The 13,630-nt window shown below is 36.0% G+C and carries 15 protein-coding genes; 7 read left to right on the top strand and 8 right to left on the bottom strand.

Translation table 11 applies throughout. The features are described from left to right. The first annotated feature begins 458 nt into the window (after positions 1-458). From ectA to HNQ94_RS14715, 3 genes are all read left to right on the top strand, one after another. Positions 459-968: a diaminobutyrate acetyltransferase gene (ectA, locus tag HNQ94_RS14725; protein WP_282960580.1), complete on the top strand. Its 510-nt coding sequence runs from the start codon at positions 459-461 to the stop codon at positions 966-968. An 85-nt stretch (positions 969-1,053) separates the two neighbouring features. Then, a complete protein-coding gene (gene ectB, locus HNQ94_RS14720; RefSeq protein ID WP_174497015.1) occupies positions 1,054-2,331 on the top strand; it encodes a diaminobutyrate--2-oxoglutarate transaminase in 1,278 nt (425 codons plus the stop codon). A gap of 19 nt (positions 2,332-2,350) precedes the next feature. Beyond that, on the top strand, positions 2,351-2,737 hold the full coding sequence (locus HNQ94_RS14715; RefSeq protein ID WP_174497016.1) for an ectoine synthase: 387 nt from the start codon (positions 2,351-2,353) through the stop codon (positions 2,735-2,737). Between the two features lie 109 nt (positions 2,738-2,846). Here the strand turns inward: HNQ94_RS14715 and HNQ94_RS14710 are convergent, their stop codons facing one another. Together HNQ94_RS14710 and HNQ94_RS14705 are read right to left on the bottom strand one after the other, a co-directional pair. Next, complete coding sequence (locus tag HNQ94_RS14710; RefSeq protein WP_174497017.1) at positions 2,847-3,434, bottom strand: DNA-3-methyladenine glycosylase; 588 nt, start codon at positions 3,432-3,434, stop codon at positions 2,847-2,849. 121 nt (positions 3,435-3,555) lie between these two features. Further along, positions 3,556-3,939, bottom strand: a complete 384-nt coding sequence (locus tag HNQ94_RS14705; protein ID WP_174497018.1) for a hypothetical protein — start codon at positions 3,937-3,939, stop codon at positions 3,556-3,558. Between the two features lie 254 nt (positions 3,940-4,193). Here HNQ94_RS14705 and HNQ94_RS14700 point away from each other — a divergent pair, with 254 nt between their 5' ends. Continuing rightward, the gene (locus HNQ94_RS14700) at positions 4,194-4,484 is read left to right on the top strand and encodes a hypothetical protein (RefSeq protein ID WP_174497019.1); all 291 of its coding nucleotides are present in this window, start codon (positions 4,194-4,196) and stop codon (positions 4,482-4,484) included. Here the strand turns inward: HNQ94_RS14700 and HNQ94_RS14695 are convergent. From HNQ94_RS14695 to HNQ94_RS14675, 5 genes are all read right to left on the bottom strand, one after another. Beyond that, entirely contained in the window at positions 4,479-5,258 is a 780-nt protein-coding gene (locus tag HNQ94_RS14695; RefSeq protein ID WP_174497020.1) for a CPBP family intramembrane glutamic endopeptidase, read from the bottom strand. The two genes, HNQ94_RS14700 and HNQ94_RS14695, sit on opposite strands and share 6 nt — an antisense overlap. A gap of 27 nt (positions 5,259-5,285) precedes the next feature. Then, a complete protein-coding gene (locus HNQ94_RS14690) occupies positions 5,286-6,245 on the bottom strand; it encodes a bile acid:sodium symporter family protein (RefSeq protein WP_174497021.1) in 960 nt (319 codons plus the stop codon). A 733-nt stretch (positions 6,246-6,978) separates the two neighbouring features. Next, complete coding sequence (locus tag HNQ94_RS14685) at positions 6,979-8,253, bottom strand: erythromycin esterase family protein (protein ID WP_174497022.1); 1,275 nt, start codon at positions 8,251-8,253, stop codon at positions 6,979-6,981. Positions 8,254-8,284: 31 nt separating this feature from the next. Further along, on the bottom strand, positions 8,285-8,662 hold the full coding sequence (locus tag HNQ94_RS14680; protein WP_174497023.1) for a hypothetical protein: 378 nt from the start codon (positions 8,660-8,662) through the stop codon (positions 8,285-8,287). 23 nt (positions 8,663-8,685) lie between these two features. Continuing rightward, positions 8,686-8,937: a hypothetical protein gene (locus HNQ94_RS14675; RefSeq protein WP_174497024.1), complete on the bottom strand. Its 252-nt coding sequence runs from the start codon at positions 8,935-8,937 to the stop codon at positions 8,686-8,688. Between the two features lie 165 nt (positions 8,938-9,102). Between HNQ94_RS14675 and HNQ94_RS14670 the strand changes: the two genes are divergently transcribed. After that, a complete protein-coding gene (locus tag HNQ94_RS14670; protein WP_174497025.1) occupies positions 9,103-9,729 on the top strand; it encodes a LysE family transporter in 627 nt (208 codons plus the stop codon). Positions 9,730-9,750: 21 nt separating this feature from the next. Here HNQ94_RS14670 and HNQ94_RS14665 read toward each other — a convergent pair whose 3' ends face one another. Beyond that, on the bottom strand, positions 9,751-11,088 hold the full coding sequence (locus HNQ94_RS14665) for an amino acid permease (protein WP_174497026.1): 1,338 nt from the start codon (positions 11,086-11,088) through the stop codon (positions 9,751-9,753). Positions 11,089-11,347: 259 nt separating this feature from the next. Between HNQ94_RS14665 and zwf the strand changes: the two genes are divergently transcribed. Both zwf and HNQ94_RS14655 read left to right on the top strand, forming a co-directional pair. Further along, positions 11,348-12,853 carry a glucose-6-phosphate dehydrogenase gene (gene zwf / locus HNQ94_RS14660; RefSeq protein WP_174497027.1) on the top strand — a complete coding sequence of 502 codons (1,506 nt, stop codon included), beginning with the start codon at positions 11,348-11,350 and terminating at the stop codon, positions 12,851-12,853. A gap of 29 nt (positions 12,854-12,882) precedes the next feature. Continuing rightward, positions 12,883-13,488, top strand: coding sequence for a cyclase family protein (locus tag HNQ94_RS14655; RefSeq protein WP_174497118.1), 606 nt, complete (start codon positions 12,883-12,885; stop codon positions 13,486-13,488). Positions 13,489-13,630: the final 142 nt, after the last annotated feature.

Raw genomic sequence — 13,630 nt, 5'->3', positions numbered from 1 at the left:
GATAGTCCTCCGCCCATTTTTATTAATTATATTGAAACACAAAAACCCGGAAAGGGCACTTTTTATCAGTGTCCGCTTTCCGGGTTACAGTTCAATGTTAACAAATGAAACCTTATTTATATCTTATGGTTTAAAAAATAACGTTTGTATCTCTTTATATCTTGTCAGAGCTCTTTGTAACTCCAAAATGGACAAAATAAAAAAATAAAAATTTTTCTTTACTTTATAGTCATATATACTAATTTCTTTATAATCTTAAGGAATACATACAATTTGGCAGTATTTTTTAAGTTCGTCATCCTTAACTACTCTCATCCCGTTTAAGCAACAATAATGCTTGTTAATCCCGCCATAGCTAGTTTGCTTAATTTTACCAACCCCCTTATGATATTAAATGTAATTAAGCAAATGTTTTAAAAAAGTGAAATTGGAAGGGAGAATTTAACATTAAAAGTCAAATTGCAACTGTAACCCTAAATCCATTAGAAACTGTCACATTTGAAAAACCAACAGTTGAAGATGGTTCTGCAATGTGGGAATTAGTGAACAATTCGACGCTCGACCAAAATTCTGCTTACAAATACATTATGATGTGTGAATACTTTACAGAAACCTGTGTTGTCGCAAAAGAAGATGACAAAGTTGTTGGTTTTGTAACCGCATTTATACCCCCAGAAAGACAAGACGTTGTATTTGTCTGGCAAATTGGTGTAGATTCCTCTCAACGTGGAAAAGGAGTGGCATCAAAGCTGCTAGATGAATTAATCAACAGAGAAGCTTGCGATAATGTACGCTTTGTTGAAGCTACTGTTACTCCGTCAAACCAAGCATCCCAATCATTGTTTAGACGACTTGCTCGTGATCATCATACAAATTGTGAAGTATCGGAATGCTTCGCTAAGGAATTATTTCCATCAGATGAACATGAGGCAGAGCTCTGTTTTCGAATTGGACCATTTAAAAAATAAATAATATGAATGAAATTTGCATAGTTTTATAAAGTACTCGATTACCCAATGGTAAAGAGTGGATAATTTTAAGGAGGAAAAAAACTTGAGTCAGACGGATATGAATATTTTTGAAACGCTAGAATCTGAGGTGCGTAGCTACTGCCGCAGTTTCCCTACTGTATTTACTAAAGCAAAAGGATACAAGATGTGGGATGAAGACGGAAAAGAATATATCGACTTCTTTTCAGGTGCAGGGGCTCTTAATTATGGGCATAACGATCCTAAATTGAAAGCTAAACTAATAGAATACATTCAAAATGATGGAATTACTCATTCTCTTGATAAAGCAACAACTGCAAAGGGAGCATTTATTAAGTCATTTAACGATGTTATTTTAAAGCCTCGAAAGCTTGATTATAAAATAATGTTTCCTGGACCTACTGGAACGAATACCGTAGAAAGTGCCCTTAAGCTTGCTCGTAAAGTGACAGGGCGTACGGATGTTATTAGCTTTACAAACGGATTTCATGGGATGACGATTGGATCGTTGTCTGTAACAGGAAATGCCTCTAAACGTAAAGGAGCAGGCATCCCGCTACAAAATACTGTTACAATGCCTTATGATAACTTTGTAAATGAAGATTCAAATACACTGCAATATTTAGAAAGATTTTTAGAAGATAATGGCAGCGGAGTCGATATCCCGGCTGCAATGATCGTAGAAACCGTTCAAGGGGAAGGCGGTATAAATGTAGCTCGCTTTGAATGGCTAAGGAAGCTTGAATCTATTTGTAAACGTTGGGGCATCCTCCTTATTATTGATGACGTTCAAGCTGGAGTGGGCCGCACGGGAACTTTCTTCAGTTTTGAAGAAGCCGGTATTACCCCTGATATAGTTTGTTTATCAAAATCTTTAAGTGGTTACGGAGTACCATTTGCAATCACGTTATTCCGCCCGGATTTAGATGTGTGGTCTCCAGGTGAACACAACGGAACATTCCGAGGTAATAACCATGCTTTTGTTACGGCAACAGCCGCTTTAGATTATTGGAAAGACGATAGCTTTGAAAAAGAAATTAAGAAAAAATCTAAAATGACATTAGATTTCCTTAAAGAAATAGCGGATAAATACCCCGAATTAAAAGGGGAAGTTCGCGGACGTGGATTAATGGTTGGTATTGCGTGTGGAGAAGAAGAGCTAGCTTCAAAAGTAGCAGCCGAAGCCTTTACTCGCGGCTTAATAATGGAAACATCTGGCCCGAAAGATGAAGTGTTTAAATTATTCCCACCTGTGAATATTGATGAAGAAGGACTTAAAAAAGGATTTGAAATTATAGAAGAAAGCGTTAAAAGTTTAGTAAAAGAGGCAGTAACCAACTAAATAATAGGAGGAAGCAACAATGAAAGTAGTAGCTTTAGAAGATGTGTTAGGAACAGAACATGACGTTGATGGTGGTAATTGGGTTAGTAGACGTTTAATTTTGAAAAAAGATAATATGGGTTATTCCGTTCATGATACGATTATTAAGGCAGGAACAGAAACACACATTTGGTATCAAAACCATTTAGAATCTGTTTATTGCATTGAAGGAGAAGGCGAAGTCGTTACGCTTAAGGATAATAAAGTATGGCCTATTAAAAAGGATACACTTTATGCACTTGATGAGAACGATGAGCATTTACTCCGCGCTAAAACGGATATGCGAATGATTTGTGTATTCAATCCAGCTGTAGCTGGAACAGAAGTACACGATGAAAACGGTGTTTATCCAGTAGCAAAAGATTAATTTCATTGTATCTAAGCCCCCAACTTTGGGGGCTTTACTATTTTCTAAAGAAATTTTATATTCATCAAAACTAAAATTAATACTTTAAAGGGAAAGTCTTTCCTTTCATTCACCTAGAAACAAAACGGTTTCCAGTAATCCAAAACCGCCATGGATAATCCCTTGCTTCTCCGCTATTTTGAATCCCTATCCTTGGGCCTTTAGATATGTCAATAGGTGCTTCTCCCTCTACAATATAAAGTGGCTTTCTAAAAAGGGGATGTCCATAGTCTTCTTTTGTTATCCCTAATGCTTTCGTTAATTTTCCAGGGCCATTCGTTAGATCTGTTTCCTTTTTATTCAAACCTCTACGTTCATACATCAAATTAATCCCTTCAACTGGTTCCACAGCCCTTATTAGCACAGCTTCTGGTTTTTCTACTTCTCCACTTACTACATTGACTAGACTGTGTGTGTGCATTTCATAAACATAAGCATACCCTGGTTCCCCAAACATAATTTCAGTCCTTTTTGTTCTCCTATTACCGAAACTGTGTGCCGCTCGATCATCTGGGCCAATATACGCTTCCGTTTCCACAATCACTCCTGCGGCTATACCTTTATTTGTTTCCTTAATTAGTATGTGTCCGAGTAAAGATTGCGCTAAGTTTAGTGTTGGCTGCTTATAAAATGCTGATTTTAACAACTTATAACCCAAGGAGTCCCACCTACCTATGTAAACTTTTAAGCCATGTTTATTTTAACACCTAAACCTAAACGATGTTTGAAAACCTAAAGAAAAGGAGGCTAGCCTCATTAGCTAACCTCCCCAATAACTGTTATTCTGAATCGTTTTCTTGTTTTAAGTTTTGCTTGTTTTTATTTTTAGCTTCTTGTATTTGGTCTACTGCGCCTTTTTGGTTATGATCAGAACCAGCAATAGCTAATGAATCCCCAGGACCACTTTCAAAAGATAATGCAAAAGTGTCGCCAGTTTCCTGACCGACTACACCTGTTTGTTCTTGGACATTTGCCTGGTTTACATCCTGCTCTTGAGCTGCTTTGTTAATTTGGACTGTATCTCCACCATTGCCATTTCCATTTCCATTTTCAGTTCCATTATCTCCACCAGTGGCTGCGTTCGCTATTACTATCTTCCCGATGTCATTGTTTCTGAATTTAAAATTTACTTGGTAAGGTGCTTGGGCATTTCGTTTTGTCATGAAAAAACTCCTTTCTATATTTTATTAGAAGATAAAAAACTAGAATCTAGTAATCTAGCACTTATCTTCTGCTAATACCTTATGTAATAGAAAGGAGTTGGAGTGGATTGTTGTTTACACTTTACAAAAATCCATAAAAAAACTAGAGCCTTATAGATGTTTAATCTATTTTTCCTAAAGTAAAGACAGTACCCCTGCCTCCGAAACAATCATTTGCATTATATACAATTAGTAGCTTAATAGGAGGGAATAGTATGTACATGGAAGAATGGATAGAACAACTTTTACTCCGTATGGAAGAACTTGAAGATCAACTTAAAAAAGAAAGAAAGAACAATGAAAGAATCATACAACAAGTAAAAAAACTACAAGATCAGTTTGATCAAACTGATTTAAAAACGGAAGACTTATACGAAAAGTTATTACTTCTAGCATATATACTAGGATCAAAAGATTCCTTTACCATATCCATTAATGAAAGCAAAATTCAGGATTTACTTATTCAACATTCAGCCATTAGCCCTAACAGTGATACTGAATTATAAATATGGATTATCATCTTTCTTTACTCTATAGAAATTATAAAAAATAAACACAAATAAAAACATGCTAGCTGGAATCAATAATGGAATAATATCTGACCATATACTCGTTGCATCCTCTGTCATCAAGAAAATACCACCGTTTGGTTTGCCAACAGAACCATAAACCAATCCATAACATACATTTAAGCCCCAATGAATACCAGTATTCGCCCATATGGAACCTGTTTTATAAAAAGCATAAGTTAACGAAAGACCTAAAATAATAGAAAAAACAGTATTGTGAAAACTGAAGCCAGCGTACCAAATGTCATCTAAGGCATATAAAAGAACAGATATTAAAAAGACCCACTTTATCTTAAATTTACCTTGTAAAGTTCCAAAGACATAACCCCTTACAATTATGTCATTAATAAAAGAGCCTAAGAAAAAAGTTAGGAATACTTCACCAACGAGCAACAGAATAAAAGAAGGTTCTTTTAAACTTGTAATGTGGATGACGTTAGTTAATACGAGCAAATAATATAATAGTACCCAAAAAACAAATCCAATACTAAAGCCTATCATTAAATTAACATGCCATCCTTTATGAAACCGAACGCCTAATCCTTTCCATCCATTTACTGAAGATAATTTAGCAACAATAAAAGCGATTGGAAAAAAAAGCATAACGAGAAAGAGTGTTATAAGTTGGTTAGAGCTGGTTAGGGCAATTCCATTAAAATAGTATGTTAAGACAATATAACCAATAATAAAAGTAATGATCGTATTTTTCATTTTGTTATTCCTGTCATTTTTATTTTTTTACACTGCTTTTATACCTATTTCTTTTCTATACATGCGACCTAACACTGTGCCTGAAATAGAGGCTAAGATTTGTTGAAAAAGCATTCCCACAACAACTGGAAGTGCAACTAAATCCGGAAAATAGGTTATGGCTATGACTGCACCGACACTAATGTTTCTCATCCCCCCATTGAACGTTAAAGAAATGATTGTATCAGCATCCTCCTTTAGTAGCTTTGCACATATCCAACCGAATAAATATCCAATAGACGCCATTAAGAACACCACTATAATCACAATAAATAACGTCTTGTTTACATTTGTAAAGTACGGCGCAATCGCTGAACTGTTGATTGCTACCACTGCTCCAAGACCAATTTTAGAAAATGGTGCCAGCTTTGTACCTAGTCTCTCTTTGACTTCTCCTTTAGAAATTTGATTCAATAGCATTCCTAATAACGAGGGGATAACAACCATCCACAATAAACCGATCATAATGTCAAAACTATTCATTTGGATTTCAGCACCTATAAATAATTGTAAAACACCTGGTACAACCAAAGGGGATAGCAGCGTATCAATTAAGATAATGGAAAGTGTCAAAACAACATTCCCCTTATAGATGGAAACCCATATTAAACTAGTGATCCCTGTAGGAATTAAAAAGGCTAAAATAAGTCCTGTAATTAAATAAGGCTCATCCTGAAAAACGATATTTCCTACCCCTAAACTGACTAAGGGCATGAAAACATGTAAAAGAAGTAGACATAAAAACAATGGCAAAGGATGCAAAACAACCTTTCTTAAATCTTTAAAATTAGAACCAAGACTTCCCGAAAATGTCATAAAGGCAAAAATCCAAGGAACTAAATATTCTAATGTATGTAGCCATCCTGCAAAAATAACTCCTAGCGCTACGGACAAAGGGGTTATAATTGGCATGAATTTTTGGAGAAAACGATTTAACTTATCTAACATAAGCTGCTCCCTGTTGATAATAATTTAAGTACTTTACGTTCCATCATACCAATTGGTCAGCACGAAAACTATCATAATGTTTGGAAGCCTAAATTAAATCATGTTATTCAAAGTTGCTACCTAATTTGTAATGGATTGTCGCTTTACAAAAATGAATAGAAAAATAAGACAGGATTTGCTCTTTTAAGCAGCTAGGTACTATAAGACCGCTTCTGCTGAATACTTCGCGTACCTCAGGGCTCGGCCTCAGCTTCCTCGCAGAAAACCACTACTTGCGGGGTCTTCAGACACGTGCTGTCCACAGGAGTCTTCGTATTCTGCCTACGCTAGTGATGATTTGCTGTATTCAAGAGTAGTGATAACCTATAAAACCAATTCATAAATATTTCTTATCCGTTCAGGTTTTCCTTAGATTCAGAACTCTTTTGGTAATAAATTGTGGCTATTTTCAACTAATCTCTGCTCTGATCAACTTGAGTAGAGGCTCACTTTACAACAACAGTAAATTATATGTAATACCAACGATAGAGCGCTTCATTTAACCGAATCATTATGGCTTGATTACTTAGGAATTTGTTTGCACTTGAGCTTTGTTTTGGGGTTACATTTAGCCTAGAGGGAAGCATAGTGTTTTAGATGTTAGTTCAGGGGCGGAAATATATGGGTAGAAACAGTTTTAAAGTGGGATGAATGAAATTGTTAAAGGGGCAATATTTTGCCCCTTCTGCTTTATTTATAAATGTACATGTGTCCGTGTTAAAGGTTGAAGTGCTTCCGTTTCATCAATATAAACAAAAGCATCATATCTATCACCAATAACAGATGGCACATAATTTCCATAGCTTTCATATTGAGGATGATAAACTACACCTATTGCTCGATGGCCAACTGTTTCCTTAAATAAATGTCGATTATTATGATTAAAAACCACTATTTTATTATTCGCCCCAGCCTGATGAAGTAAATCTTCCCAGGAACCTTCAATCGCAGGCGGAACAGTCATTTTTTCCATATTTAAGCCCCACTCTTCTGCAGCAATAACAGTGCCATGATGTGTCCCAAAGCCAACAATATAGACGTCTTCTTCCTTGTTTTGTTCTCTTATTATTTGCCCGACATTAATTGTGCCTTCTTCTTTCATATCTGTAGCTGTTGCATCGCCTACGTGTGTATTATGTGCCCAAACAATAACCTTTGACTCGTCTCCAAAATAATTGCGAAGTTCATTTATCGTTTCCACCATATGCATATCCCTTATATTCCATGATTCCGAGTCACTTTCTACCATAGTACGATAGTAATGCTCTGCATTTTTTAATACTAAAGCATTTATTTTCATGTTCAATTCATTTTCTTCTTCATCGGCATTATCCATAGCCTGTGTACGGATAGATGTTAATAGTTTGGAAACCTCCTCTACACAGCCTTTAGAATAAAAAGCACTAGAAACGGCATACTTTTCTACGGAACGATTATACGGTTCAAAACAGTTGAATGCCTTTTTCGCAAGAGCTAAATTGGCACCGCGTGGTTCAGTTTCTTTTAAATAATTCATTATTTCTTCTAAAGACTCCCACATACTGTATACATCTATGCCATAAAAACCAATCTTTTGATCAACTTGTTTTTCCTGATTAAACTTCTTTAACCAACCAATTAAATTCGCTATATCTTCATTTGCCCACATCCAAGTTGGCCATCGTTTAAATGCAGATTGTAAAACGTCCCGCACTCCATTCTGTTCCGTATGATAGCCTTTCACATAGCGATTAATCTGTTGACAGGATGGCCAATCCCCTTCAACCGCTATAACGGAAAACCCCTTTTCCTGAATAAGCCTCTTAGTAAGCTCGGCTCGAATGGAATAAAATTCGGAAGTACCATGGCTTGCTTCTCCTAGTAGTACGAATTTTGCATCGTCTACCTCATCTAATATCGTTTCTAAATCATGAGCGGACTGGTAAGGTTTTGCATGCTTTTGAATCGCCTTGAACATCTGTTGACTCATTGTTAAACTCCTTCACCACTTATTTTTTAAGTCAGTTTTTATACTCTGCTCGATACGAGTTTTCGCCAGCATGGACAGACAGCAAAGTATCCGCATATCCTACTAAGCGATTCACCAGCTCTTCACAAATTGCATAAAGAAGAGAATGCACCTCGGGCTTATGAAGTGCTGGGTCATCAAATATGATGGTCGTATTAATGAAAATTTCCCGATTACCCATTAAATCATAATGAACAATTGCTTTTCCCGCCGCTCCACGTGAAACAGGATCCTTATAACTGGGTAAAAATACATACCACTCTTCAGCTGTTGCAGATCGGAAGTTTTTTGAAAAAGACAATCCCTCTATTTCTCGTTTTATTAGTTGTTTTAACTCAGGACTAATCGCTTGAACAATGTTATCACTCACCACTGTTACCCCTTACTTTGTCGTTATTGAATGGCATCTTGTGCATTTAAAAGGTGTTTTAATAGTTCTTGAGCATGGTGTAGGTCCATTCTTTGATGTTCATCTCTAACCATGTCATTTTGTTGGAAATCATTTATTAACTGTTGGGCCTGCATGATGTGTAGGTGTGCCCGTTGAAAATCTTGAGGGTTATCATTACCTTGTGCTTGCACAATTGCTTTTTCCGCGCTTCTCACGGCTTCCATTACACCCTCAAAGGACATATCATTTTCCATTATTTCACCTGCTTCTTGATTATTTTTTTGTTTATCATAAATTTTGTTTAAGGGGATCATGTTATACAGCTAAAAAAAATATACTTTTCGAATTTTTTAGTAGTACAAGTCTTACCTTATGAATAAAAATTTGTAGACAAGTTCTTTTCGTAAGGAGTGTTTTCGTTGAGCGTATTTTTTAGTTATATATTATTAGGACTCTCACTAGCTATTCCAATAGGTCCAGTAAATGCTGCCCAATTAGATAAGGGGATGAAGAATGGTTTCTTCCATTCTTGGTTTGTTGGCCTAGGGGCGGTCACAGCTGATGGGATTTACATGTTAGCTGTTTATTTAGGAATGGTTCACATTGTTGATACGCCATTCATTAAAACATTTTTATGGTTATTTGGGGCCTTTGTTCTTATTTATACAGGTATTGAAAGTATGGCAAGCTCTAGCAAACTAAAGGCAAATGATAAAAGACAGGCGGAGCCTTTGCATAAATCTTTTATTACTGGATTTTTAATGTCTATTTCCAATCCATTAACGATCCTTTTTTGGTTAGGAATTTATGGTTCCGTCCTTGCAAAGACTGTAGCTACAAATAGTACAAACCAACTCATTTTGTACAGTATTGCCATTTTTATAGGTTTACTGACTTGGGACTTGTTTATGGCTACTGCTTCTAGTGGTTTCCGACGTGTATTAAAGGGAAACACACTTACTTTCTTATCTAGATTATCAGGAATATCCTTAATAGGATTTGGAATTTATTTCGGATATGAAGGTTTTAAACTTTTATTAGGATAATCAAGAGAAATTGCCTCTTGATTATCCTTTTTTTGCTTCTTGCTTTTTCCACTTTTTTGACATGATAAAAGTAACGATAACAATTAAACAGACAAACCCTATACTAATAAAGAAACCAGGCCGATTAGATGAACTTATAAGTGTTCCACTAATTCCAGCAAGAACTAAAGTCATCCCTAATACGTATTTAATTTTCCCGAACGCATTTGGACTGTTTAATTTATGTCCCGACGTTAAAATAAAAAGCCAGTTATACAGAAGCATTAACCCTGCTCCAGTAGTGATATATTCATAAATTTTTTCAGGTAATACTAAGGCCATTATGATGGAACCAATTAAAACAATTATTAATAAAACAAGAGAGGCAAAAGGAATCTTAAGTTTTCCTTTTTTAGCAAAAACTTTTGGAGCATCCCCATCCTCTGCTAAGGAACCTAATATAGTTGTAACACCATAAAGTGCAGCAACCATCGTTGAGAAACCAGCTATAATTAACGCGCCATTAAATACGTGCGGCATAATGGAAAGATTATATTCTTCTAGAACAGTAACAAAAGGACTATCATCGGTATTAAATCCGTCCCAAGGAATTAATAGTAATGCTAAGCCTATTGATAAAACATAAATAATGACTAGAACGATAAGCATAATGCTGCCTGCCTTAGGAGCATCCTTAGGATTTTTCAGCTCTGTTGCCATTAAACCCATTACTTCTATTCCGCCAAAAGCATAAAATGCAAAAATTAAAGAAGACCAAAATCCTAAAAATCCCTTAGGGAACCATTCTCCTATACTGTTTGGAACTGCAAGATTCTTCGACGTGTCGATCCAACCAAAAACGAAAGCAGCAGCGATAGCTATAAACATAACAATGGCTGCAATTTTTATTACAGCGAAAATATTTTCCAATTTACTTAACTTTTTCGCTCCAGCTAGCAAAACAACTAAACCAAGGACCCCATATCCTGTTGCGAATATCCACATCGGTATATTTGGAAACCAAAACCTCGTAAATATGGACAAGGCTGTTAACTGACTACCCATAATTAGCATTTCAGAACTCCAATAAACCCATCCGACTGAAAAGCCGGCCCAGTGTCCTAAAGCCTTTTTAGCATATGTACGAAAGGCTCCTTTTTGTGGATCGTTTGCTGTCATCCGCGCAAGGGCATCAAATACTAAATAGGTGGTTAAGCCTGCTAATACAAATCCAATTAGAATAGATGGCCCTCCAAGTTTTATTCCGAAACTAGAGCCGAGGAAAAAGCCTGTCCCAATTGTACAGCCTACTCCAAAAAGGGATAGCTGCCACCATTTCATACTTCCCTTATTATTAGTATTGGTTTTTGATTGACTCATTTATATCCCCCCTTCATCCTTTACATGTTTTACATTCCCCCATAAAACAAATTTCATAAAATATTTATGAAAAAAAATGGCTATTAAACCCGAAAAATTGATAATAGTGCCGAAAAACGTTATAATTTTGATTTTGAGGAGCTTTTTTTATAGAAAAAAATAACACTAAAGGAATTTAGTTATAAATAGCTATTTTAAGTAGCATGTGTTCATTTGTGGAATACTATCTAGTACCAAATTAATGAAGGTGAGGATTTTAATGAATAATGATAATCGTACATACTGCTCAATCGTCATATTTGGGGCAACAGGTGATTTAGCCAACCGAAAATTGTTCCCTTCCATATATAGCCTTTACAAAAAAGGAAAATTGAATGAAAATTTTTCTGTTATTGGTGTTGCAAGACGCGAATTAGATAATGAAGCATTTCGCAATAATGTAAGAACGTCCATTCAAGAGTCCAAAATTGAACTGGTTGATAATGTGGAGACATTTTTGTCCCATTTTCATTACGTATCTTTTGATGTTACCGATAAACAACATTACCAAGATTTAAATATGCTTCTACATGATTTAGAAGGACAATTTAACATTCCTGGTAACAGAATGTTTTATATGGCAATGGCTCCTGAATTTTTTGGTACAATTGCTTCTTACTTAAAATCTGAAGGAGTTACAAATGATCAAGGTTGGAACCGTTTAATTATTGAGAAACCATTCGGTCATGATCTTCCATCCGCTCAAAAATTAAATAATGATATTCGAGAGGCCTTTCAAGAGGATGAAATTTACCGTATTGATCATTACCTTGGAAAAGCAATGGTTCAAAACATTGAGGTCATCCGTTTTGCGAATGCCATTTTCGAACCATTATGGAACAATAGATATATTTCTAATATCCAGATTACCTCTAGTGAATCCCTCGGAGTAGAAGACCGTGGAGGTTACTATGATCAGGCTGGTGCATTAAGAGACATGGTTCAAAACCACATGCTACAAATGGTTTCACTTTTAGCAATGGAACCACCAATTAGTTTAACAACAGAAGAAATCAGAAGTGAAAAAATCAAAGTTTTACGAGCAATTAAACGAATGACAGTTGATGAAGTAGATCAATATTTTGTTCGAGGACAATATGATGAAGGCAATATATATGGAAAGGATGTACCTGCCTACCGCTCAGAAAATAAAGTAGATCCTCAATCTAATACAGAAACATTTGTTGCCGGGAAGCTTTCCATCAATAATTTCCGTTGGGCAGGTGTACCTATTTATATACGTACAGGGAAAAGAATGACGGAAAAATCGACAAAAGTTGTTATTCAGTTTAAAGAATTACCGATGAATTTATACTACAAGTCCGAAGACAATATGCACCCAAATCTTTTGATCATTCATATACAACCCGATGAGGGTATTTCCATTGTTTTAAATGGGAAAAAGCTTAATATTCCAGGGGAGACTACTCCGGTTAAATTAGATTACTGTAACAACTGTTTAGATGAATCAAATAACCCCGAAGCATATGAAAAGCTACTATATGATGCCATTTTAGGGGATTCCACTAATTTTACACATTGGGATGAAGTAGCATTATCATGGCAATTTGTTGATACTATTTATAAAGCATGGGAAAATAATAAAGTAAGTGATTTTCCAAATTACCGGTCTGGAACAATGGGGCCAAAGGTAGCTGATGATCTACTTGCGGAGGATGGTTTCCATTGGTGGCCTATTCTTGATGACAGTGATTATTCAATATAGTGGAAAGGGGATTAAATACCTTGAAGAAAATGTATGATATATCCGTTCCTATTTACGAAGGAATGCCTGTTTACAAAAACAAGCCAGAAAAACAACCACAATTTAGTAAGGTAACAAATGCACACGTCACAGAATCTACGATAAAGATAGATGCACATACCGGAACTCATATAGATGCACCATTACATATGATAAATGATGGTGAGACATTTGAATCCCTTGATTTAAATAGCTTAGTTGGGGAAGCCAAAGTATTTGACCTCACGAAAGTGACAGGCGGAATCACAGCTAAGGATCTAGAAGATTTAGCCATTCAAAAAGGGGATTTTGTTTTATTTAAAACGAAAAATTCCTTTGATGAAGGATTTAATTTTGAATTTATTTATTTGGCTGAAAGTGGAGCCAAATTACTTAGTGATATAGGCGTTCGAGGAGTCGGTATTGATGCGTTAGGAGTGGAGCGTGCACAAGAAGGTCATCCTACTCATAAAACCTTATTTGCTAATAATGTTATTGTTATTGAAGGTCTAACTTTTAAAGACGTGGAAGCAGGAACCTATCATATGGTTGCGGCACCATTAAAACTTATTGGAACAGATGCATCCCCAGCACGAGTATTGTTATTTGATCTGTAAGAACGAAAGCGCAAGCGCCTTGTTCACCCCCGACAGGCATAAGACAAGACCTGCCGTGGCGGTTTTGCCACAGAAGGGATTGACTTATCCCTGTCGGGGGTAGGTGCTGGATCTAGACTTGGCTCCTCCGTGCAGCCAACTT

Source organism: Salirhabdus euzebyi, from assembly GCF_014207435.1.
Classification (GTDB): domain Bacteria; phylum Bacillota; class Bacilli; order Bacillales; family Alkalibacillaceae; genus Salirhabdus; species Salirhabdus euzebyi.
The sequence above is the reverse complement of the archived record's forward strand: the minus strand, read 5'-3'. Positions and strand labels throughout refer to the sequence as shown.